This is a genomic window from Parashewanella curva (assembly GCF_003675895.1).
Classification (GTDB): domain Bacteria; phylum Pseudomonadota; class Gammaproteobacteria; order Enterobacterales; family Shewanellaceae; genus Parashewanella; species Parashewanella curva.
Map to the genome: position 1 here is coordinate 15,184 of NZ_ML014786.1, position 22,703 is coordinate 37,886.

A 22,703-nucleotide genomic window follows, 5' to 3' on the forward strand; every position below is an offset into this window, starting at 1 on the left:
GGTTGAGTTATTATGCCCTTACTTGATATTAGAAACTTAACCATTGAGCTTGATACTCCCCACGGAAAAGTCAAAGCACTAGAAAAAGTAAGCATGATTTTAAATGCTGGTGACATTAGAGGACTTCTAGGAGAATCAGGATCTGGTCGCAGCCTACTTGCAAAAGCCATCATAGGTCTTGAAGACCCAAATTGGACAATTAGCGCAGATAGAATGATGTTCGATGGTAAAAATTTGATGACCATGTCATCAAGTGAACGCCGAGAACTTATGGGTTCAAGCATTTCGATGATTTTCCAAGACCCATCTGGCAGCTTTGATCCAGCAAAAACCATCGGCTCTCAACTATTAGAGAGCATGCCTGTTCCGAAAGGAACTCGCTTTTGGCAACGCGGCGCTGCAAAATTAAAAATGGCTAATAAATGGCTTCATAAAGTCGGGATCAAAAACACTGAAACCATTATGGATAGTTATGCATGGGAATTGTCCGAAGGTGAATGTCAAAAAGTAATGATAGCGATGGCCATCGCCCATCGTCCAAAGCTATTAATTGCTGATGAACCCACAACCAATATGGAGGCCAGCACACGGGCACAAATATTTCGCTTGCTGACCCAATTAAACCAACTTCAAAACGTAACTGTTTTATTGATAAGTCATGAGCTAGAGAATTTGACTAAATGGTGTAATAGCTTAACCGTACTGTATTGTGGTCAAGTTGCAGAATCAGGTTTAACAGATAAAATCGTTGAAAAGCCTTTTCATCCATACACTAAGACCTTGATGGATCATTACGCAAACGACAAGTTTCGAGCCAGTAGTAAAATGATATTAGACACTCTGCCAGGTTCGATTCCAGCTTTACAACATCTCCCCATTGGCTGTCGTTTAGGCCCTCGATGCCCAAAAGCTGAACGACAATGTGTGAATCAACCTTTGCCCTCTCATCGTAAAGAGCACAGCTATTCTTGTCACTTTCCTTATAATCAAGAGAATAACGAATGAGCCAACCACTGCTTGAGGTGAAAAACCTCAAAAAAACATACTTTTCAGGTTATAAGGGCTTTAAGCGTCAGTGCTCTCAGGCTTTACAACCCATTTCATTCTCACTCGAAGAGGGCGAAACGTTGGCGATTGTGGGTGAAGCTGGCTCAGGAAAAAGTACATTAGCCAAAATTCTTGTTGGCGCAGAGGCACGCAGTGGCGGAGAAATTCTTTTTGATGGCAGCCCACTTGAAAAACGGAATGTAAAGCAGCGCTGTCGTCTGATTAGAATGATCTTTCAAGACCCAAATACGTCTTTGAATCCTCGTCTGACGATAGGTGAATTACTTGATGAACCTTTAAAATTCAATACTTCATTATCTGATCGACAGCGACACGATCAAGTACTCTCAATTTTAAAAAAAGTAGGCCTACTTCCAGAGCACGCCGACTTCTACCCTCACATGATCTCAGAGGGGCAAAAGCAAAGAGTGGCAGTCGCAAGAGCTTTAATGCTAAACCCCAAAATCATCATCGCAGATGAAGCATTAACAGCGTTAGATTTATCAGTAAGAGCTCAAATTTTAAATCTATTGATTGAACTGCAAAAAGAGCTAGGGCTCTCTTTTATCTTTGTATCTCATAACCTTAATATTATTCGCCACATTAGTGATAATGTGATCGTATTGTTTAAGGGTGAAATTGTAGAGCGAGCTTCGACAGAACAATTATTCACTGACCCTCAACATCCTTACACTCAGAAATTGCTAAGGGATCAGGAATTATGCTAACTGCTCCAACCACTTTAAGATTTACTCATTTCAAGTAAAAATAAGTGCCAATTTAACACATAAATTATTATTCTATCCCCAATCGACTCAACAGAAGAATAACTATGATCATCAAACCAAAAATTCGTGGTTTTATCTGTACCACGACACACCCAGTAGGCTGTGAAGCAAACGTTCTTGAACAAATTAATATAACCAAAGCCAATGCCAACTTAAAGAAGGGTCCTAAAAAAGTACTTGTTATTGGTTCATCAAGCGGATATGGCCTTGCCTCTCGTATCACGGCTGCATTTGGTAACAACGCCGCTACTATCGGCGTATTCTTTGAAAAGCCAGGAACAGAGAAAAAACCGGGCACTGCTGGTTGGTATAACTCTGCTGCTTTTGACAAATTTGCCAAAGCTGAAGGCTTATACTCAAAGAGCATCAACTGTGACGCATTCAGCCATGAAGCTAAACAAAAGACCATTGAGCTGATTAAACAAGATCTTGGTCAAGTAGATATGGTGGTGTACTCACTGGCTTCTCCAGTTCGTAAAATGCCAGATTCAGGTGAAGTGATCCGCTCTTCACTTAAACCAATCGGTGAAACTTACTCTTCAACTGCAGTTGATACCAATAAAGACACGATTATTGAAGCTCATGTTGAACCCGCTACTGAGCAAGAAATTGCAGACACAGTAACAGTTATGGGCGGTCAAGATTGGGAGCTTTGGATTGATGCTCTATCTGAAGCAGGCGTACTAACCGACAACTGTAAAACGGTTGCTTATAGTTACATCGGTACTGACATGACTTGGCCAATCTATTGGCATGGCGCTTTAGGTAAAGCCAAAATGGATTTAGACCGTGCAGCCCACGCTCTAAATGAGAAACTTGGTGTTAATGGCGGTAGTGCCAACGTTGCTGTACTTAAGAGTGTCGTTACCCAAGCAAGTTCCGCTATTCCTGTAATGCCACTTTACATCGCTATGGTATTTAAGAAAATGCGCGCAGCAGGTTTACACGAAGGTTGTATTGAACAAATCAACCGCATGTTCAGCGATCGCCTATACCGTATTGATGGACATGCAGCAGAAGTTGACGAAAGTAACCGTTTACGCCTAGATGACTGGGAATTACGAGACGAAATTCAACAACACTGTCGTGAGTTATGGCCTACCGTAACCTCTGAAAACTTAAAAGACTTAACCGATTACCAAGAATATAAAGATGAATTCTTACAACTATTCGGTTTTGGAATTGAAGGCATTGACTACGAGGCTGATGTTAATCCACTTGTCGATTTCGATGTAATCGAACTTTAACGCCTTTAGTTTTCTGATTTTCTAACGCCGCTCCAATGCGGCGTTTTTTAATGTTAATTAATCATTGACAACTCTACAAATAACAAACATATATTTTTCACTTATAAATCAACGACATCCACATCGAACTCCACTTGATATTTTAATCGTTTCCCTAGCTTCATTATTTATTATTCACTTTCAATGCCATTATACTTCTAATGTATTACTTTAGAAGCTAACTTATAATGTTTGAGATAAAGCTATGGCAAGTGTTAAACCTGAAATTCCCTTGAAGACGGAAAGTTCCTGTTCGTGGCGATGGCTTAGCAAATACGAATTTGATGAATCGGAGTCATGGGCTGAAATTGAGATAATAACTCCTGGTGAAGGTTACAAATCTAAGATCCTTGAAGTCAGAAAAACAACAAACTCTGGTTCTAACTCTCCTAACGCTGCGTTTTTTGAAACAACACAAGCACCAGAAGTTTCAACGAATTTTAAACAAGAAGAGCTCCTACCTCATAAAGCACTTGATGAACAAGCTGCTCCACCAAAAGTCTTACCGCAAGAAACTCTTTGCAAAATACCTAATGCAAATGGCTCTGGGCCAATTATTCCAAGCTCTTCGATAGGCGAATTCGATATGGCGGACGACATTATTCAATTAGATGAAGTGGAAAACAAAGCAAATAAAACTATCCACAGAACCATTCAAGTTAAAAATGAAGATGGTAAAATGGTTAATGAGATGTGTAGTATCACCAGCGCCGATGCTCAACAAAATGAGTCCTATTCTAGAACTCTAGTAGCAGGACGTACAAGCGAACATGCTGATGAGTTTAGACAAAAAGTAAAAGCTACAGGAACATTAGAAACTTCACTTGCATTAGAAGCTTTCGAACATTACCTAACTGGTCTTGAGCACGCTATAGAGTACATTGGACCGACATTCCCAAGTCATCATGGTTCTAATGAACTTGATGAATCATACCTAAAAGGTGTTCCGGAGAGTAAGTTTACAGAATATCTTGATTTTATGCGTAATGAACACTTTCCCCACTGTCAACAACCTTTTCTTATGCAAGTCGTAGGTATAAAAAAAGATTGGGCTCCAGACCATGCGATATTAGTTGTTTACTCTAAAGATGGAGCCATAATCATAGACTCTAAGGATAACATCTACCCTAGTACAGAAACGTATCCAACTATGACAATTCAGTTTAAATCGTATAACGATGGTAGCATTTTGAGCTGGCTCTTGGATTATAACAATTGTGTACGCTATGCCATCGGCACTGGGCTTTTGATTGCACATGAACTTAGATGTACCAATCCGAACAATCGTATAGAAGAAACCAAAAACAAAAGAGGTATGGAGCAATTAATTCGATCTCTTGAGCCTTTTAAAGCTCCCCCAAGTGCATGTTTTGCTTATAGGAAAGAAAACAGTAGCCAATAAGAAAAAATCCCCTCCATTTCTGGAGAGGATTTTGATACACCTATTTAGTAAACAACTTATAGATTACTGTAGCTCACTAATCTCATTCGCATCTTCAGCATAAGTAATTTCAGCTTTAGATTTTAAATATGCAATTAATGAACGGTAATCTAACTCTGAGAAGTTATTCGCTAACTGCTGTTGTAAACTGCCGATTACTGCATCATTGATGCCTTCCGCAGGGTTAACCTTATCAAGAGCAACTACCGCATAGCCATTTGTTAGCTCAACTGTACCAACTGTAGGCGCTTGTTCTGGTTTAGATAGCTTAAATACTTCTGAAACAAGTTCAAGCTGTAACTCTCTATCATAACGGTGAACGTTAGCCTTCGTGGTTAGCTTAACTTCTGGCTTACCTGCTTTGATACTTGCAGCATATTCTTCAGCTTTGATTTTAGCTTGGTCATTAGCTTTATCTTGCTTGATACGGGCAACGATATCAGCTTTCACTTCATCAAATGATTTAGTTCCCGCTACCTTGTGTTCGTTCACACGCAAAACAATCACATGGTTATCACCAAGTTCAATCACATCACTGTTCATGCCTTGATCTAACACTTGCTCAGAAAATGCAGCCTTGATCACTTTAGGGTCATTCAATACTGCAGGAGGATTATTACGAGCAAATAAACCAGAGTGCATCACTTTAGCATTTACGGCTTTAGCTGCATCTTCTAATGTATCAGGTACTTCATAGCTGGTATCGGCCAGCTTCTGTTGCAGTGAGTAGAATTCATCATCAGCCTTACGCTTTTTAAGTTCTTTTTCAATATCAGCTTTAACATCTGCAAAAGCTTGAGTTTGAACTGGCTTTTCATCAAGTAGTTTAATCAGGTGAAAACCAAACTCTGATTTTACAATACCAGACACCTGACCTTTTTTTAGTTTGAATAATGCATCATCAAATGCAGGGTCCATAACACCTTGCTCGTACCAATCAAGTTTACCGCCATTTTTAGCGCTAAAGGTATCTTGAGAGTCCTTTTTAGCAAGTTCGGCAAAATCAGCACCATTGTCTAATTCTTTTTTAATGGCTTCAATTTTTGATTTTGCTGCTGCTTCATCGTCACCAAAAGGAATTAAGATATGAGCAGGAAGACGCTTTTCAGTAGTTTGATACTGATTCTTATGCTCATCATAGTAAGTCTTTGCATCTTCTTCAGAAACGTTAACCTTATTAGCAAAGTCAGCTGCATTTAGCTCAACGTAATCTAGGCTTACTTGTTCAGGACGTACAAACTGGTTTGTATTTTGATCGTAGTAATCTTTAGCCTGTTCGTCAGTCACTTTTATGTCTGCTTTGTATGGCTCAGCATCAACAATCGCATAGCGGATATCACGGCTTTGACCTTGTAGTTCTGCAATATCTTTTGCTTCACTCTTTAGTGCAAATTCAGAACCGATCAACGCTTCTACTAGTTGACGACGAGTCATATCTACACGCATGCTTTCACTAAAGGCTGCAGGTTGATAGCCTAATTGACGAAGAACAGCTTGAAAACGATCATTATCAAAGTGACCATCGGTTTGAAACGCTGGCTCAGAAAGGATTGCTTGTTTTACCTGCGCATCTGAAACGGTTAAATTTAAATTAGAAGCAGCTTGGTCTACAAGCTTTTGAGCAACTAAGCGCTCTAATACACTTTTTTTAACACTCTTTAAGTAATCATCATTTGAGGCTAGTGTGTCAAACATTTCGCCTAATTGTTGTTGTAGACGATTACGTTCATTTTGATACAGTTGCTCTAATTCAGCTTTGCTGATCTCTTCACCGTTTACCGTAGCAGCAGCCACAGTTGTTTTTGAGCCTAAATAACTGCTCACACCTGCAAAGGCAAAAGATAAGATCACAAGAATTAAAATTGTTTTAGCAATTACACCTTGTGAACCCTCGCGAATCTTTTCTAACATCAGATATCTCGCTTAGTTAAGTAATAAAAAAGGCGCCAATGATGTGCGCCTTTTCTTTGGTAATATGAATTTTCGAATTCAACATCAATTAGTACTGAATTGTAATCGTTATCATCACTGTTTGTCGATCACATATCAGTCATAATTGTTACTATATTGTATCTACAATCCAAAGCCCTAAATTCGTAAAAAGCACTGCGTTGCAGTGCTTAAATACAAATACCTTAAAGGCTACAAAATCACTATTCTTAGTTAACAGCGTCTTTTAGTGCTTTACCAGCTTTAAAAGCAGGTACTTTAGCAGCAGCGATTTTGATTTCTGCACCAGTTTGTGGGTTACGGCCTGTACGTGCAGCGCGCTCACGTACTTCAAATGTACCAAAACCAACAAGAGAAATTTTGTCACCGCTCTTTAAAGTGTCAGTTACAGCAGCAATAAAAGAGTCTAGTGCGCGACCAGCAGCAGCTTTAGTGATGTCTGCATCAGACGCGATTTTCTCAATTAGTTCAGATTTGTTCATGTCATCCCCTTGAATGTACTATTTTAATCACCGCAACCAAGTCCTTCTATATCTACGCGGTTTGCGGATGCTTTGTATAAAGCTTGAAAATATTATCAAGCAAATTTAAAAAACCAATTTAATATTGGAAGCAGCTATAAATCAATTGCCCCAACACCTGTCGAGGCTTGATTATCCACTTACCTAGGCTACCACAGGTCTGCGGTTTGTTAAGCCCTTTTTTCAATTTTTTTAAGTGAATAGCGTTATTTTTTTGATTTTTGCTCTTTTTTTACCACTTCGAAGCCCTTCACAGGGTTTTCTAAAGCAAGTTCGAGCACTTCATCCACCCATCTAACAGGGAAGATTTTAAGATCAGCTTTTACATTATCTGGAATTTCTTCAAGATCTCGCTCATTTTCATGTGGAATTAATACTCGTTTTATTCCACCACGATGCGCTGCAAGTAGCTTTTCTTTTAAACCACCAATAGGTAAAACTTCACCTCGTAAAGTAATTTCCCCTGTCATGGCGATATCGGCACATACTGGATTTCCAGTTAAGCTCGACACCAATGCCGTACACATAGCGGCACCAGCTGATGGTCCATCTTTTGGTGTTGCACCTTCAGGCACATGCACATGGATATCACGCTTTTCATGGAAGTCGGCATTGATACCTAACTCCTCAGCTCGAGCCCGTACCACAGTCAATGCAGCTTGAATTGACTCTTGCATGACATCACCTAACGAACCTGTGTATGTAAGCTTACCTTTGCCCGGGACTGAGGTCGCTTCGATAGTCAGTAAATCACCACCAACTTGAGTCCATGCAAGACCCGTTACCTGTCCTACTTGGTTATTAGACTCCGCCTTACCATAATCGTGACGCTGAACACCCAAGAACTCTTTAATGTTACTTTCATTTACAGTCACCGTTTTAAGAGATTTATCTAATAAAATCTGTTTTACAACTTTACGGCAAACTTTCGATAATTCACGCTCAAGAGCACGAACCCCTGCTTCACGAGTATAATAACGAATCATGCTAATAATGGCACTGTCATCTACTGAGATCTCAGCTGGTTTCAAGCCATTGCGTTCAACTTGCTTTGGCAACAAATGTTGCTTAGCAATGTTTAATTTTTCGTCCTCTGTATAACCTGATAGACGAATGACTTCCATACGGTCTAATAACGGACCAGGAATATCCATCGAGTTAGAGGTTGCCACAAACATGACATCAGACAAATCATAATCAATTTCAAGATAATGATCGTTAAATGTTGTGTTTTGTTCTGGGTCAAGCACCTCTAGTAATGCTGAAGCAGGGTCGCCTCGCATATCTGAGCTCATTTTGTCTATTTCATCCAAAAGGAAAAGCGGATTTTTAACCTCTACTTTTGCCATCTTTTGAATAATCTTTCCTGGCATAGAACCGATATAAGTACGACGGTGGCCACGAATTTCTGCTTCATCTCTCACGCCACCCAATGCAACACGAACATACTTACGACCAGTTGCCTTGGCAATGGATTGCCCAAGAGAAGTCTTACCAACCCCTGGAGGTCCTACTAAACACAAAATAGGCCCTTTAAGTTGTTTAACGCGACTTTGAACTGCTAGATACTCAAGAATGCGCTCTTTGACTTTTTCTAAGCCATAGTGGTCAGTATCTAGTACTTGTTCAGCTTTAGACAAATCACGTTTGATTTTAGAACGTTTCTTCCACGGTACAGATGTCATCCAATCGATGTAGCTTCGAACCACGGTGGCCTCTGCTGACATTGGTGACATCATTTTTAGTTTCTTAAGTTCAGCAAGCGTTTTATTTTTTGCCTCTTCAGGCATTTGAGCATCTTCGACTTTTTGAGTGAGGACATCAAATTCGTCATGTCCCTCGTCTAAGTCTCCTAGCTCTTTTTGAATGGCTTTCATTTGCTCATTCAAATAATACTCACGCTGACTTTTCTCCATCTGCTTCTTAACACGAGTACGAATGCGTTTTTCGACCTGCAATAAGTCGATCTCCGCTTCCATCATACTCATCAGATATTCAAGACGTTCAGCAACATTGAACATCTCAAGGACAGACTGTTTATCTGCAAGCTTTAGTGGCATGTGCGCAGCCATGGTATCAGCAAGGCGAGCGGCTTCATCAATTCCTGAAAGTGAAGTGAGTACTTCAGGTGGAATTTTCTTGTTAAGCTTTATGTAGCCTTCAAACTGTCCAATGGCGCTACGCACCAAAACTTCTTCTTCTTTAGCTTCTAATGTTTCCGTTTCTTGCACGTTTGCACTGGCAACAAAGAAATCTTGTTCTTGGGTGAACTTTTCAATAACTGCTCTTTTACCACCTTCAACAAGTACCTTAACAGTACCATCGGGCAGTTTGAGCAATTGCAAAATTGAAGCCACTGTACCAACACCGAAAATATCATCAGTGGTTGGTTCATCTAGGTCGGCGTCTCGCTGGGCAACTAGGATAATCTGTTTATCCTGTTCCATTGCTGCTTCAAGGCAACGAATTGATTTTTCGCGGCCAATAAACAACGGAATAACCATGTGCGGATAGACTACCACATCCCTCAGTGGCAATACGGGGAGTTCGATATGCGTAGCACTCTCTTGGGTCATATTGCAATTCCGTGTGATGAGTAAAAAGGAGGTAAAAATAACTTTATATAAAGACTATATAAGGGCGTTAGATGCCCTTTCAATAGCATAGACAAAAAAAAGGAGCTTAATGCTCCTTTTTCAATCTAGAATACTAATTTTTTTAGACGACAATCAGTATTATGATGATTTATTGTTCACCACTCGCCACTTGTGTCTCTTGGTTGTTGTAAATCAGAATAGGATCTGACTCACCGTTTACCACAGACTCATCAACAACAACTTTACTAACATCATTGTTAGATGGAATGTCGTACATGCTATCAAGTAAAATGTTTTCAACAATTGAGCGTAGACCACGGGCACCTGTATTGCGCTCCATCGCTTTTTGAGCAATTGCCTTTAATGCATCTTCACGGAATTCAAGCTCGACTTCTTCCATATTGAATAGAGCAGCATACTGCTTTGTGATGGCATTTTTAGGCTCAGACAGAATCTGAACTAATGCATCTTCATCAAGCTCTTTCAAAGTAGCAACAACAGGTAGACGACCAATAAATTCAGGAATCAAACCAAATTTTACCAAATCCTCCGGCTCAACATGCTCAAAAGTCTCTGAAACTGACTTCTTGTCAGCATCACTGGTTACTGTCGCTCCGAAACCAATTCCTTTTCCTGTATCGATGCGTTGGTCAATAACCTTTTCTAAACCGGCAAATGCACCACCACAAATAAATAAGATCTTCGAAGTGTCTACCTGAAGAAATTCTTGTTGAGGATGCTTACGTCCACCTTGTGGGGGAACAGCGGCAACTGTACCTTCAATCAGCTTCAATAATGCTTGCTGAACACCCTCACCTGATACATCACGGGTAATTGATGGGTTATCTGCTTTACGACTGATCTTGTCAATTTCGTCAATGTAAACAATACCACGCTGAGCTTTTTCAACGTCGTAATCACATTTTTGTAGTAGCTTTTGAATGATGTTTTCAACATCTTCACCAACGTAACCCGCTTCAGTTAAGGTCGTTGCATCGGCCATAGTAAATGGCACATTCAGAGAGCGCGCTAACGTTTCTGCAAGTAAAGTCTTACCGCTACCCGTTGGACCAATCAACAGAATATTACTTTTACTTAATTCTACTTCAGTGTTTGGATCTGAATGCTTAAGTCGTTTGTAGTGGTTATAAACTGCAACAGCTAGCACTCGTTTCGCTTTATCTTGCCCAATCACATAGTCATCAAGGTGCTGACGCAGTTCGTGAGGTGTTGGCAGTTTATCTTCATCTGACTTTGGAGAAATATCTTTGATCTCTTCACGAATAATATCGTTACATAGCTCAACACATTCATCACAGACATACACAGATGGACCAGCAATTAGCTTACGCACTTCGTGTTGGCTTTTTCCACAAAAAGAGCAATACAGCAATTTACCGCTATCGCCACTACTATTATTGTCGGCCATTATTTTACCTCTTTATGCCACTTTAAAATGGCATAGTGATTTTGAATCCTATTATCTGAGCATAACCCAGACTTGTTAAAAAATCAGTCTCTGTGTGTTAAGACTGAGTCGATCAATCCATAATCTAATGCTTGTTCAGCACTCATAAAATTGTCACGATCTGTATCTTTTTCAATAACTTCCAGCGGTTGTCCCGTGTGTTCTGCCAAAACTTTATTTAATTTTTCTTTAATGCCTAGGATCTCTTGAGCGTGAATTGCGATATCCGAAGCTTGACCTTGGAAGCCACCTAATGGTTGATGGATCATTACACGAGAGTTAGGCAAACAATGGCGCTTGCCTTTAGTACCACCCGCTAATAAGAAAGCCCCCATGCTGGCTGCTTGACCTAAACAAACCGTGCTTACGTCTGGTTTGATAAATTTCATAGTGTCATAAATTGCCATACCAGCCGTTACTGAACCACCAGGTGAATTAATATAAAGATAGATATCTTTATCAGGGCTTTCTGATTCTAAAAACAGAAGCTGAGCAACAATTAAGTTAGCCATGTGTTCTTCAATTTGACCAACTAAGAAAATTACTCGCTCTTTTAATAGACGAGAGTATATATCATATGAACGCTCACCTTTAGCAGTTTGTTCGACTACCATTGGAACCAATGAATTCAGGACAGATTCTGGCGCTTTATGCATTATTTATTTTCCTTAAAATAAAAATGGCTCGCACGAGGAGCCTCATACGAACCATTATAAATGGCTTCTAGCCGTTCAAGTCAAGCTTGAGTTTATGCTTGGGCATTTGCCTTGTTCATAAATTCTTCAAACTGTACTTCCTTATCAGAAACCTTAGCAGCTTTCAGTACTTCTTCAACTGCTTGCTCTTCAAGGGCAACGTTACGCATGTTCTGCATAAGTTCTTCGTTCTTGTTGTAGTATTCAACAACTTCAGAAGGGTCTTCGTATGCAGAAGCCATAGATTCGATTAGAGAGTTAACTTTATCGTCATCAGCTTTAAGTTCGTTAGTCTTAATAACTTCACCAAGAAGTAGACCGATCTTAACACGACGCTCAGCTTGCTCAGTAAATAACTCAGCTGGTAGCTCAGGCATGTTGTTATTTTGATCAGCACCGCCAAAGCGTTGAAGTGCTTGCTGACGTAGAGCATGAACTTCGCCATCGATTAATGCTTTTGGTAGCTCGATTTCGTTGTTGTCTAATAGACCGTTGATCACTTGCTCTTTAACGTTTGCTTTAAGCGCTTGCTCAAGCTCACGAGTCATGTTCTTACGGATTTCAGCTTTAAGAGCGTCAACGCCACCTTCAGCTACACCAAATAGACCAGCAAAGTCTTCGTTTACTTCTGGTAATGTACCGCCTTGAACTTCAGTCAAAGTGATAGCAAACTTAGCCGCTTTACCTTTTAGGTTTTCAGCGTGGTAATCTTCAGGGAAAGTTACGTCGATATCGAATTCTTCACCCGCTTTCTTACCAAGGATGCCGTCTTCGAAGCCAGGGATCATACGACCACTACCTAGTTGAAGTTCGAAATCTTCAGCTTTACCGCCTTCAAACTCTTCACCATCAACAGTACCAACAAAGTTCATTTTAACTTTGTCACCGTCTTCTGACGCGCGCTCAACCACTTCATAAGTAGCGTGTTGCTTACGTAGAGTTTCGATCATGTTATCAACGTCAGCGTCAGTTACTTCTGCAACTGGCTTTTCAACGTTGATTGCATCTAAAGCTTTAAGCTCAACTTCAGGATAAACTTCAAAAGTAGCAGTGAACTCAAAGTTCTCGCCTTCTGTAGTACCTGGTGTAAATGCTGGTGCACCTGCTGGGTTAATTTTTTCAGCAATGATTGCTTCAACGAAATTGCGTTGCATGAATTCATTTTTAATATCATGCTCAATAGCAGCACCGTAACGCTTTTGAATAACGCTTACAGGTACTTTACCAGGACGGAACCCAGCGATTTTAGCACGGCGTGCTTCTTGTACCAGTGCGTTTTTGATTAGCTTTTCTAGATCGCCTGCAGGTACAGAGATCGTTAAACGACGCTCCAAACCTTGGGTTGTTTCTACAGAAACTTGCATTATTTTACCTCGAAATTTGTCTAACGTCCTTTGTCATAGCCGAAGCCTCAGCTACGTTTAAGAATTCGTTCTTGGGTGTTTAATACACCGAGTTACTTTGATATAAGACGCGCCATTATAGCCATGCTTATCTATATACTCAAGTAGGGCAGAAAAGCTGAGAATTCAGCTATTTTAAGAGTGTGAATTATGTCGAGTTTAAGAACCAACTGAATAGCAAAAGGCGACCGTTAAGGTCGCCTTTTTAAAAGAGTGGGGTGACTGATGGGGTTCGAACCCACGACAACCGGAATCACAATCCGGGACTCTACCAACTGAGCTACAATCACCGCTGAAACTAATTTTATATCTTTCTAAATAGAAAGATGGTACGCCCGGCAGGATTCGAACCTGCGACCATCCGCTTAGAAGGCGGATGCTCTATCCAACTGAGCTACGGGCGCATGGCATTTTTATTAAAAATGTCCTAAACCGGAAATAGCTTCCTTAGCTATTTTAGTCACTCACCGTGGCAAATGACAATAAATTTGGTCGGTGATAGAGGATTCGAACCTCTGACCCTCTGCTCCCAAAGCAGATGCGCTACCGGGCTGCGCTAATCACCGAGAGTGTTTCAAGCTAGCCTGCTGCTTGAGAACGGAGCGAATATTATAGCCTCTGATTTTTTCCGTCAACGATTTTTTTGAAAAAGCTTACTGTGTGATGAATTAACAAGCTAATTAAGCTTTTTTCATGCATTTTGAGAGGCTTTCACAATGACAGCAATACCTACTATTGATAGAATACGCCCGATTATTAATTGAGTTAGCCTATTACAATAAATAAAAATGCGTTACTGGCGTTAATACCCTCCATTAAAAAATGCCTTTAACAAACATCGTGGGTCGATAATAACTACTTAATTAAAGTCTTATTTTTAGGGCACGCCCTAACCTTTGCATCGCATTTAAAGGATATCCTACACCTATGACTGCCCAAATAATTGATGGCAAGGCAATCGCTAAATCCATTCGTAGCCAATTAAAAAACCAAGTTGCTGAGCGTATCGCTCAGGGTAAAAGAGCTCCAGGACTAGCTGTAATACTCGTCGGTTCCGATCCCGCCTCTGAAGTTTATGTTGGTAGCAAACGCCGTGCTTGTGAAGAAGTAGGCTTTATCTCTCACTCTCACGACCTCCCATCTAACACTACAGAATTAGAATTACTTCGAATTATCGACCAATGTAACGAAGACCCTTCTGTAGATGGTATTCTTGTTCAATTACCCTTACCTGAACATATCAATGAAGAAAAAATCATTGAACGAATTCGTCCTGATAAAGATGTCGATGGTTTCCACCCATACAATGTAGGACGCCTTGCTCAGCGTATTCCACTTCTTCGTTCATGCACTCCGAAAGGGATCATGACTTTAATTGAGTCAACGGGTGTTGATACTTACGGATTAGATGCAACAATTGTAGGTGCCTCCAATATTGTTGGTCGTCCAATGACGCTTGAACTACTTTTAGCAGGAAGCACGACTATGACTTGTCACCGCTTCACTAAGAACTTAGAAGAAAAGGTTCGACAAGCAGATTTATTAGTCGTTGCAGTAGGAAAACCAAACTTTATTCCAGGTGAATGGATTAAAGAAGGTGCTGTAGTGATTGATGTGGGTATTAATCGCCTTGAAGACGGCAGTTTGGTTGGTGATATTCAATATGAAGAAGCCGTTAAGCGTGCCAGCTTTATCACGCCAGTTCCTGGTGGTGTTGGCCCAATGACTATTGTTAGCCTATTAGAAAATACCTTATTTGCGGCTGAAGAGTATCACGATTAGTCGTTAGAGATGCCCATTAAAAAGCCAGCAAACTGCTGGCTTTTTTTGTGCTTAACTATAAATTACTTCTTACGCCAAGTAGTACCGTTAGCACCATCCTCTAAGATGACACCAAGTGCATTTAACGCATCACGGGCTTTATCGGCTGCTGGCCAGTCCTTTTCTGTTCTTGCACGGTTACGTTCAACAATTAAAGCTTCGATTTCAGCCACTTCATCTTGACTGCCCTCACCTTTAAAGAAGGCTTCTGGCTCTTGCTTCAATAAGCCTAGAACATCAGCTAGCTGCTTTAGCTTAGCACCTAGTGCGTTTGCTGCGGCATCATCTTTACCTTTAAGGCGATTGATTTCACGCGCCATATCAAACAGTACAGAATAAGCTTCTGGCGTATTGAAGTCGTCATCCATCGCAGCATCAAATTTAGCTACAAATTCGGGTACTTCAGCAGGCTCTACACTCAAATCCAAGCCGTTAATTGCCGTATATAAACGTTCAACAGCTGCACGAGCTTGATTCAAGTTATCTTCGGTGTAGTTGATTTGGCTACGATAATGACCTGACAACAAGAAATAACGTACAGATTCAGAATCATAATGCTCAAGTACATCACGAATGGTAAAGAAGTTATTCAATGACTTCGACATTTTCTCTTTGTCGATCATCACCATACCTGAGTGCATCCAATAATTTACATAAGGTGTATCATGGGCACAGCATGACTGGGCAATTTCATTTTCATGGTGTGGAAATTGTAAGTCTGAACCACCACCATGAATATCAAAATGCAGTCCTAAATGTTTGCTATTCATTGCTGAACATTCAATGTGCCAGCCTGGACGACCTGGTCCCCATGGTGAATCCCAAGTAGGCTCACCTGGTTTAGACATTTTCCATAACACAAAATCCATTGGATTTTCTTTTGAATCTTCAACCTCAACGCGAGCACCTGCTTTTAGTTGATCTAAGTCTTGACCAGATAAACGGCCGTAATCAGCAAATGATTCAACGCGGAATAGTACGTCGCCACTTTCTGATACGTATGCATGGTCGCGTTCTATCAGGCGCTCAACCATATCAATCATTTCAGGGATATGCTGAGTCGCACGAGGTTCTAGATCTGGACGGATCATATTTAACGCATCGAAATCTGCGTACATTTCATTGATCAAGCGCTCAGTCAACGCATCACAAGATTCGTTGTTTTCGTTAGCACGCTTAATAATTTTATCGTCAACATCAGTAATGTTGCGGTGGTAATCAAGGTTGTAGCCTTTATAACGAAGGTAACGGGCAATCATGTCAAAAGACACAAAGGTTCTACCATGGCCAATGTGACAGAGATCGTAAATGGTGACTCCACAAACATACATGCCAACTTTGTCTGAACGAATTGGCGTAAACTCTTCTTTTTTGCGGGTCAAGCTGTTGTATATCTTCAGCATCTTCGATCTCTTTTTGGAAAACTAAAACAATTGTGGATTAGCAACACATATCCACTTACCAATATGACTACATAATTAATGTGTCACAGAGGTAAAATTCTAGCATGGTGACAATAAAGTTGAATACACTTGATTTAACTTCTGATGAACTAATTGAGTGAAATATAGGATTAAGCTAAAATTCAGCTTTATTCTATGAAGTAATTAGCGAAATGATCACATTACATACAAACTTTGGCGATATCAAAATCAAACTTAATCATGAAAAAGCGCCTATCACAGCAGCTAACTTTGAGTCTTATGTTAAAGACGGCTTTTTTGATGGTACTATTTTCCACCGTGTTATTGATGGATTCATGATCCAAGGTGGTGGTTTCACTGAAGACATGCAACAAAAAACGACTAAAGAAGCGATTCAAAACGAAGCAAATAATGGTCTTTCTAACAAGAAAGGTACACTTGCAATGGCTCGTACTCAAGCTCCTCACTCTGCTTCTTCACAGTTCTTTATCAATGTAAAAGATAATGATTTCTTAGATTTCAAATCTGAAACTCTTCAAGGCTGGGGCTACTGTGTATTCGGTGAAGTAGTAGAAGGCATGGACGTTGTTGAGAAAATCAAGAACGTTGCAACTGGCACTAAAGGTATGCATGCTGACGTACCATTAGAAGCGGTTATTATTGAAAAAGTATCTATCGACGGCTAATTTTTTAGTATGAGCGTACTTTTTATTGGTGATCTTCATTTAAGTGAAGATCACCCTTATATCACAGATTGTTTTTTTCATTTTTTGCAGACTCATGCACAAAAAGCTGAGGCGCTGTACATCCTTGGTGATCTTTTTGAAGTGTGGGTTGGTGATGATGTAGCCGAGCCGTTTGCAATAGAAGTTGCTGAAAAACTCAAGGCTATATCCCGATACACCAAAATTTATTTTATCAATGGCAATCGTGACTTCTTATTAAGCCACAGATATGCACGTCAAGCCGGAATGAAAATTTTGGATGAAGTTCATACCTTAGACTTATACGGTAAACCTACGGTTATACTCCATGGTGATAGCCTTTGTACTTTAGATGAAGACTATCAAAAATTCCGCGAGTTTCGAAACAAAGCTTGGGTAAAATGGTTATATGCCAGTCTACCGGGTGGTATCCGCAGAGCCATAGCTAGCAAAATTCGAAATAAAAGCAAAAGTTCAAACCAATATAAAACCACTCAAATCATGGATGTTGAGCCTTCTGCTGTGAAAAAGCTAATGCAGCAAACTAACACGGTACAAATGATTCACGGACATACCCATAGGCCAGGTTATAACCAAGTCGATGAAATCAGAGAGCGAATTGTGGTTGGTGACTGGTATGAACAAGGCAGTATGTTAGAAGTATCTCAAGATGGAGCGACGTTACACACACTGCCTTTTTAGTGCCTCAACTACTGAGGCACTCCACTATGAAACTTAAAATCAGAATCTGGAGTACTGATTAACTCAGATTCTTTCTCACCAAAAAACGCCACTCGTTCTGAAATATCGCCACCTTCAATTTCTTCAGCCAGCATTAAGTAGTCTTGATAATGTCGAGCTTCACTTCGAAGTAAAGAAACATAAAAGTCACCTAAACGTTTATCAACATGAGGAGCAATCGCTGCAAAACGTTCACAAGATCTGGCTTCAATGTATGCACCGATGATTAACTTATCAATCAAGGTATCAGGTTCATAGCTGGTTACATGACGGATCATGCCTTTGGCATATCGACTTGAAGTGATGTTTTCGTATGGTATATCAAACTCATCCATCAATTCCAAAACTTGATAAAAATGGTGCAATTCTTCTTTTATCAAAAGCACCATTTTATCTACCAAGTCTTGACCATAAGGCATACCGGACTTAGGTAGCATGGATTTGGTTAACGTATTGTGTTTAACCAGTTCGCGCCAATCACCTTCTTTACGATAAGCAAAATCTTCAAATGGCTTTAACCATTCTAATAAGGCATCGCCACTTTCTTTATCTACGGCATACTTGCGAATCAAGTACATGGCACTTTGAGCGGCTTTTAACTCACAGATTAGATGATCGATTAAAATTACCGACAAATTTTCAGGCTTTATCGCCTCTGTTATCCATTCGTCAGGGGTTCTGCACTTTAAAAATTGATGAATTGGAGAAAGTAACTCTGTGTAGCTCAACGACTGAATTTCCTTAAATAACAATAGCGCGATTGTATCGCAATCAGCGTTTACTCCAAAGTCGTAACTGTCATTTACAAACTAAAACCATAAAAAAATGCCCGTCGATAAAACGGGCATTTATATTTATTTCATTACTTCTCTATTGGTTCGTCTTGGCAAATTCAAATGCAACATCTTGATGTACAGCAGGAAGATCTGCGACGGTAACAGAACTATCATTTGGTTTTAAAATTGCGGAATGCCCATCTGACGAATGCTCAGCAATATAACCTTCATAGATTTTTATAGAGCCATCACCTTGACGTTTTGCCCAACGAACTCTGCTTCCCCGCCAAGTTTTGTCCCCAGTGGCAATGTTAGAAAAATCAAGATAATTGGATCTATCATCGGAGCTGGTATTTTCTTTTCTTAACGTTATGCGCCCATTGCTATCGATACTATCCACAACAAAGAAACGGCTGTTTCCAAAGGTATCGATATTTAAAGGTGCGTCTTGGAATTGATCACCTGAAGTCATAAGTAACCACGGATAAAAATTACTTGAATCAATATAAGTATCAGTTGTGACTTGAGCATCGAGATTAATTGGAGCAAATACTCCTGATTTAGAGCTATTCACGACAGCAAGGCTTGGTGAATACCAGCCTGACACAGGCGGGGCATCGTTATAGTTGTCAGTATTGAAATCCCCTCTACTTTCACCTTTGTCTTTTACTGTCTCAATAATACTTGGGTGAAAACTAAAAGTGTTACCGCTTGTAGCCCCTCGATCTAACTGTCCGATAGAAAAGAGAAAGCTATCAGGCAAAAATTTCATACTAGATATCCCACTTTTTCCGATTAACGTATTTGTTGAGTCATGCTGATCTAGTAGCCTACTCACATAACTAAAATAATTTTTAGGGAATTTAGTTGAACTGTTTAAAGGCTTGAGTTTGAGATAGAGTTTACTTTCGATACCTGTCATAGCATGCGTTAAGTCTACATCTTTAAAAGTAATACCACCTTCAATAAAAATACTTAATGGAGAACCATTGCCACCTTTAAACTCTACTGGTACTGCATCTTTAGTAATTTGAATTCCGGGTTTACTTACGATTGTAGCATTAGCAGAGTCATCTAATGTGATTAATGACACCTGCACGTTATGAATGCCATTTGAGATACCATAAACATTGCAAAACTTACTTGTAGCAAGGAAAGTAGAAGTATCTTGTTCCCCAAATGTGTTATTACTGTGGGCAATGGGTTTTGCAAACCCAATTATTCTTGTTGAAGGAATACTTTCACCATTAAGTTTTGCATTTTCACTTTGTTGAGAGGCGACACTAGGATTAGGAAATGTACCTGCAAATGCTGTTTGCAAATCTAAATCCATTTTTATGCGTCTTACTTTTTGATTCGATTGCTGATCTGTTTGTACGCCATCAAAATTCGTCGTATAGTCCTTGAACTCCTTTAATCCATCAATTAAAAAACGCTGATTATTGGTTGGATCAATCACTTCAAAACCAGATAAATCCTTGCTAGTTACACCTGCATTTACATTAAAAAAACCAAGATGCTTGGGCATGGTAATTAACGCTGTAGAGTCGGCACCGCCACAATTTACATTAATAGGAATTGTTCCAGCTTGAACACTCGAAGCAAATACAGCTACAGAGATAGCAAAAATTACTTCGATATTGGTTATGAATATCTTCTTAAGCATAATAATACCTCAATTGGATTCAGGTGCTCTTGGAGTGAACACCAAACGTAACTTATGAGGTATAAGCATATAATATATAACGTCTTAATTTGATTAATGTTTATTCATAATAACACTGCTTATCTCGAAGTTTTTGCAAACTCAAACTCGACCACATCACCCATACGTTGCAAGGTATTCAGTGACTTAGAATTACCGTTTAAATTAAGAAAACTTAACTCCCATTAGGTACTTAATTAAAACGATTAATTCTCCGTTGACTAAAGCTAATGCTGCTACGCCTAAATTACTTCCCAACGCCCACCAGAGCTAACGTTAACAATCAATCTGACTTCGTATTGTAAATCAGCACTGTATTGGGGAGATACATCACAGTATGTGGTAAAGGTAATGACTCCAAAAGTATCATTAAGTGTAGGGTTGCTTATTGATGTTGAATTTTGACCATTCATTAGACTGTCATGATCAAAATTACTGTCTTGGTTACGCTCTAAGAATTTAACTTTGAAACGTCTCACTCTTTGTTCGACTGCTGATCGGTAACGAGTTTATCTAGGGTTACGGCAAAATCGATATTGTATTTCATTCCCGAAACGGCGTATGTGATATTTGAGTTAGGATCTTTAAACTCTAAGCCATAAATATCACTTGGGATTACATCTGAATTAACAAAAAATAACCCTAGATTTTTAGGGAAAAGAAAAACAGTATTGTTTGAGCTTGATGTGTGAGGACACTCCATGTGCAAAGGTATTGTGCCGGCAAAGACTCCAAATGAAATCCAGTTAAAAATCCAAATGATGTAAACCAACACACTCTTGAGAGTCATAGGATAACATTGTTTTAAAGAAGTATTCTTTCATCCTAATAAGCTTGGCTGAATTACGATTTAACGTTGGCATTGTGTTTTTTAGATACAACGTTTTCTTATTGGTTAATTCACTGTTTTAGCAAATTCCATGGCAATCACATCTCCTTTTTGCGGCAGAGTATCGAGTGATTTTTCATCATCATTTAAATTGAGAAAAGCATAAGAACCATCTTCAGAATGCCAACCAAAATACCCTTCATAAATTTTGGCTCGACCATCTTTGGGGCGCCTTACCCACCTGACTCGACTTCCCCACCAAACTTGGTCACCATCAGCCACATGTGAAAAATCAAAATATGTGGGCAGCTCATTGGCGTTTTCATCCATCCTTTTAAGCTTTATTCGACCGTTAACGTCTATGCTATCAACCATAAAGAAACGATCATTTCCAAAAACGTTTAAATCTATTGGCTGATTTTGAAAACTGTCACCTTGGCTCATCAAATAGTCTTGTAATGCAATGTTTCTCGTATTAAAAGTATTAACTTCGGCTTCAGAAGACAGGTTAAGTGGGCCTTGAACGTTACCATAACCAATATTGTACATATTTAGATTTGGAACATACCAACCAGATATAGGAGGTGCATCGTTATAATCTCCTGATGTGGGATATTGCCCAGGGATATCTTGAGTTGGAACGGTTTCGAGGATCATAGGAGCAAAGTTAAATTGATTTCCTGTACTGGTATTATTATCAAAATCGCCAAGATTGATTGAAACACCACCTTTAATTAACTCCATACTTGAAAGAATATTATTCAAGGTCTCTTTATTTTGTTTATCAAAATGGACTATATAACGATTTAAATACCCGAAAGCATGCTCTGGTAAATTTGAAGCATTATTTAGAGGGGTGATATGTAATTCAAGTCTATGCAGGTATCCATCAACGGCCTGTGATAAATCAACATTTTTGAATGAAATTTCTCCCTCAATAAAAACACTTAATGGCGAACCATTGCCTCCTTTAAATTCTACAGGAACCGCATTTTCAGTAACACTTACTCCCGGTTGACTAACAACCGCTGCCTGATGCACGCCAGTCTTTTTGACTAAAGAGATTTCAACATCGTGAGTTTCATTTGACTCACCATAAAAATGACAAAATTGAACAGTAGTAACAAATGTCACTGTATCTTGATTTTTGGGTATTGAAGAAACACTATGCTGAGGAGAGGCAAAGCCTAATATTTGAGTTATAGGAACTGAAATACCATCTACATTACTCACTTCCAGCTGGCTTTTGGGTTTGACTTTTAGGCTAGGCTTTATTCCAGCAAAAGTATTACCAATATTTAAATCCAGCTTAAATCTTTTCACTCTGGTATTTGATTGCTGATCGGTTTCAACAGCATCATAGGTTGTTGTAAATTCTGCGGAGTCACTAAAGCCGTCAATCAAAAAGTGTTTATCCTTGATAGGATCATTAATATCAAACCCAGATAACTCATGACTATCTACATCAGCATTGACATTAAAAAATCCTAAGTGCTTAGACATTGTT

At 39.5% G+C, this 22,703-nt stretch carries 19 protein-coding genes and 3 tRNA genes; 7 read left to right on the forward strand and 15 right to left on the reverse strand.

Annotation, left to right across the window (positions count from 1 at the left end; translation table 11 throughout):
* Positions 1 to 12: 12 nt before the first annotated feature.
* The 4 genes from D5018_RS12620 to D5018_RS12635 all read left to right on the forward strand — a co-directional run bounded on the left by D5018_RS12620 (position 13) and on the right by D5018_RS12635 (position 4,523).
* Positions 13 to 1,005 carry an oligopeptide/dipeptide ABC transporter ATP-binding protein gene (locus tag D5018_RS12620; RefSeq protein ID WP_121839363.1) on the forward strand — a complete coding sequence of 331 codons (993 nt, stop codon included), beginning with the start codon at positions 13 to 15 and terminating at the stop codon, positions 1,003 to 1,005.
* Positions 1,002 to 1,775 (forward strand): peptide ABC transporter ATP-binding protein, encoded by a 774-nt coding sequence (locus tag D5018_RS12625; protein WP_121839364.1) that lies wholly within the window; start codon positions 1,002 to 1,004, stop codon positions 1,773 to 1,775. Before D5018_RS12620 ends, D5018_RS12625 begins: the two co-directional genes overlap by 4 nt.
* A gap of 104 nt (positions 1,776 to 1,879) precedes the next feature.
* Positions 1,880 to 3,082 (forward strand): enoyl-ACP reductase FabV, encoded by a 1,203-nt coding sequence (gene fabV / locus D5018_RS12630; RefSeq protein ID WP_121839365.1) that lies wholly within the window; start codon positions 1,880 to 1,882, stop codon positions 3,080 to 3,082.
* Positions 3,083 to 3,326: 244 nt separating this feature from the next.
* Complete coding sequence (locus tag D5018_RS12635) at positions 3,327 to 4,523, forward strand: hypothetical protein (RefSeq protein ID WP_121839366.1); 1,197 nt, start codon at positions 3,327 to 3,329, stop codon at positions 4,521 to 4,523.
* Positions 4,524 to 4,586: 63 nt separating this feature from the next.
* On the opposite strand, the gene ppiD is transcribed toward D5018_RS12635, so the two are convergent.
* The 9 genes from ppiD to D5018_RS12680 all read right to left on the reverse strand — a co-directional run bounded on the left by ppiD (position 4,587) and on the right by D5018_RS12680 (position 13,762).
* Positions 4,587 to 6,473: a peptidylprolyl isomerase gene (ppiD, locus tag D5018_RS12640; protein WP_121839367.1), complete on the reverse strand. Its 1,887-nt coding sequence runs from the start codon at positions 6,471 to 6,473 to the stop codon at positions 4,587 to 4,589.
* Between the two features lie 248 nt (positions 6,474 to 6,721).
* Positions 6,722 to 6,994 (reverse strand): nucleoid-associated protein HU-beta, encoded by a 273-nt coding sequence (gene hupB, locus D5018_RS12645; RefSeq protein WP_121839368.1) that lies wholly within the window; start codon positions 6,992 to 6,994, stop codon positions 6,722 to 6,724.
* 245 nt (positions 6,995 to 7,239) lie between these two features.
* A complete protein-coding gene (gene lon / locus D5018_RS12650) occupies positions 7,240 to 9,609 on the reverse strand; it encodes an endopeptidase La (protein ID WP_121839369.1) in 2,370 nt (789 codons plus the stop codon).
* Positions 9,610 to 9,778: 169 nt separating this feature from the next.
* Positions 9,779 to 11,059: an ATP-dependent protease ATP-binding subunit ClpX gene (gene clpX, locus D5018_RS12655; RefSeq protein ID WP_121839370.1), complete on the reverse strand. Its 1,281-nt coding sequence runs from the start codon at positions 11,057 to 11,059 to the stop codon at positions 9,779 to 9,781.
* 83 nt (positions 11,060 to 11,142) lie between these two features.
* Complete coding sequence (gene clpP, locus D5018_RS12660) at positions 11,143 to 11,754, reverse strand: ATP-dependent Clp endopeptidase proteolytic subunit ClpP (protein ID WP_121839371.1); 612 nt, start codon at positions 11,752 to 11,754, stop codon at positions 11,143 to 11,145.
* Positions 11,755 to 11,846: 92 nt separating this feature from the next.
* Complete coding sequence (gene tig, locus D5018_RS12665; protein WP_121839372.1) at positions 11,847 to 13,157, reverse strand: trigger factor; 1,311 nt, start codon at positions 13,155 to 13,157, stop codon at positions 11,847 to 11,849.
* Between the two features lie 253 nt (positions 13,158 to 13,410).
* A tRNA-His gene (locus tag D5018_RS12670) sits at positions 13,411 to 13,486 on the reverse strand.
* A 37-nt stretch (positions 13,487 to 13,523) separates the two neighbouring features.
* A tRNA-Arg gene (locus D5018_RS12675) sits at positions 13,524 to 13,600 on the reverse strand.
* Positions 13,601 to 13,685: 85 nt separating this feature from the next.
* Positions 13,686 to 13,762, reverse strand: a tRNA-Pro gene (locus tag D5018_RS12680).
* Between the two features lie 361 nt (positions 13,763 to 14,123).
* Between D5018_RS12680 and folD the strand changes: the two genes are divergently transcribed.
* A complete protein-coding gene (gene folD, locus D5018_RS12685) occupies positions 14,124 to 14,978 on the forward strand; it encodes a bifunctional methylenetetrahydrofolate dehydrogenase/methenyltetrahydrofolate cyclohydrolase FolD (RefSeq protein WP_121839373.1) in 855 nt (284 codons plus the stop codon).
* 62 nt (positions 14,979 to 15,040) lie between these two features.
* Here folD and cysS read toward each other — a convergent pair whose 3' ends face one another.
* Positions 15,041 to 16,420: a cysteine--tRNA ligase gene (cysS, locus tag D5018_RS12690; protein WP_121839374.1), complete on the reverse strand. Its 1,380-nt coding sequence runs from the start codon at positions 16,418 to 16,420 to the stop codon at positions 15,041 to 15,043.
* A 212-nt stretch (positions 16,421 to 16,632) separates the two neighbouring features.
* Between cysS and D5018_RS12695 the strand changes: the two genes are divergently transcribed.
* Positions 16,633 to 17,127, forward strand: a complete 495-nt coding sequence (locus D5018_RS12695; protein ID WP_121839375.1) for a peptidylprolyl isomerase — start codon at positions 16,633 to 16,635, stop codon at positions 17,125 to 17,127.
* Positions 17,128 to 17,136: 9 nt separating this feature from the next.
* Positions 17,137 to 17,847 (forward strand): UDP-2,3-diacylglucosamine diphosphatase, encoded by a 711-nt coding sequence (locus D5018_RS12700; protein WP_121839376.1) that lies wholly within the window; start codon positions 17,137 to 17,139, stop codon positions 17,845 to 17,847.
* An 8-nt stretch (positions 17,848 to 17,855) separates the two neighbouring features.
* On the opposite strand, the gene miaE is transcribed toward D5018_RS12700, so the two are convergent.
* The 5 genes from miaE to D5018_RS12725 all read right to left on the reverse strand — a co-directional run bounded on the left by miaE (position 17,856) and on the right by D5018_RS12725 (position 22,699).
* Entirely contained in the window at positions 17,856 to 18,614 is a 759-nt protein-coding gene (miaE, locus tag D5018_RS12705; RefSeq protein WP_121839377.1) for a tRNA isopentenyl-2-thiomethyl-A-37 hydroxylase MiaE, read from the reverse strand.
* Between the two features lie 142 nt (positions 18,615 to 18,756).
* Complete coding sequence (locus D5018_RS12710) at positions 18,757 to 20,328, reverse strand: hypothetical protein (protein WP_121839378.1); 1,572 nt, start codon at positions 20,326 to 20,328, stop codon at positions 18,757 to 18,759.
* A 281-nt stretch (positions 20,329 to 20,609) separates the two neighbouring features.
* A complete protein-coding gene (locus tag D5018_RS12715; RefSeq protein ID WP_121839379.1) occupies positions 20,610 to 20,846 on the reverse strand; it encodes a hypothetical protein in 237 nt (78 codons plus the stop codon).
* Positions 20,843 to 21,157, reverse strand: a complete 315-nt coding sequence (locus D5018_RS12720) for a hypothetical protein (RefSeq protein WP_121839380.1) — start codon at positions 21,155 to 21,157, stop codon at positions 20,843 to 20,845. The genes D5018_RS12715 and D5018_RS12720 overlap by 4 nt, the downstream gene beginning before the upstream one ends.
* A gap of 105 nt (positions 21,158 to 21,262) precedes the next feature.
* Positions 21,263 to 22,699, reverse strand: a complete 1,437-nt coding sequence (locus D5018_RS12725) for a hypothetical protein (RefSeq protein ID WP_121839381.1) — start codon at positions 22,697 to 22,699, stop codon at positions 21,263 to 21,265.
* Between the last annotated feature and the right edge of the window lie 4 nt (positions 22,700 to 22,703).

Excerpts from the sequence above, each read along its gene's own strand:
- D5018_RS12620 (WP_121839363.1), top strand. The coding sequence starts at position 13 with ATGCCCTTACTTGATATTAGAAACTTAACCATTGAGCTTGATACTCCC.
- D5018_RS12625 (WP_121839364.1), top strand. The coding sequence starts at position 1,002 with ATGAGCCAACCACTGCTTGAGGTGAAAAACCTCAAAAAAACATACTTT.
- fabV (WP_121839365.1), top strand. The coding sequence starts at position 1,880 with ATGATCATCAAACCAAAAATTCGTGGTTTTATCTGTACCACGACACAC.
- D5018_RS12635 (WP_121839366.1), top strand. The coding sequence starts at position 3,327 with ATGGCAAGTGTTAAACCTGAAATTCCCTTGAAGACGGAAAGTTCCTGT.
- ppiD (WP_121839367.1), bottom strand. The coding sequence starts at position 6,473 with ATGTTAGAAAAGATTCGCGAGGGTTCACAAGGTGTAATTGCTAAAACA.
- hupB (WP_121839368.1), bottom strand. The coding sequence starts at position 6,994 with ATGAACAAATCTGAACTAATTGAGAAAATCGCGTCTGATGCAGACATC.
- lon (WP_121839369.1), bottom strand. The coding sequence starts at position 9,609 with ATGACCCAAGAGAGTGCTACGCATATCGAACTCCCCGTATTGCCACTG.
- clpX (WP_121839370.1), bottom strand. The coding sequence starts at position 11,059 with ATGGCCGACAATAATAGTAGTGGCGATAGCGGTAAATTGCTGTATTGC.
- clpP (WP_121839371.1), bottom strand. The coding sequence starts at position 11,754 with ATGCATAAAGCGCCAGAATCTGTCCTGAATTCATTGGTTCCAATGGTA.
- tig (WP_121839372.1), bottom strand. The coding sequence starts at position 13,157 with ATGCAAGTTTCTGTAGAAACAACCCAAGGTTTGGAGCGTCGTTTAACG.
- folD (WP_121839373.1), top strand. The coding sequence starts at position 14,124 with ATGACTGCCCAAATAATTGATGGCAAGGCAATCGCTAAATCCATTCGT.
- cysS (WP_121839374.1), bottom strand. The coding sequence starts at position 16,420 with ATGCTGAAGATATACAACAGCTTGACCCGCAAAAAAGAAGAGTTTACG.
- D5018_RS12695 (WP_121839375.1), top strand. The coding sequence starts at position 16,633 with ATGATCACATTACATACAAACTTTGGCGATATCAAAATCAAACTTAAT.
- D5018_RS12700 (WP_121839376.1), top strand. The coding sequence starts at position 17,137 with ATGAGCGTACTTTTTATTGGTGATCTTCATTTAAGTGAAGATCACCCT.
- D5018_RS12710 (WP_121839378.1), bottom strand. The coding sequence starts at position 20,328 with ATGCTTAAGAAGATATTCATAACCAATATCGAAGTAATTTTTGCTATC.
- D5018_RS12720 (WP_121839380.1), bottom strand. The coding sequence starts at position 21,157 with ATGACTCTCAAGAGTGTGTTGGTTTACATCATTTGGATTTTTAACTGG.
- D5018_RS12725 (WP_121839381.1), bottom strand. The coding sequence starts at position 22,699 with ATGTCTAAGCACTTAGGATTTTTTAATGTCAATGCTGATGTAGATAGT.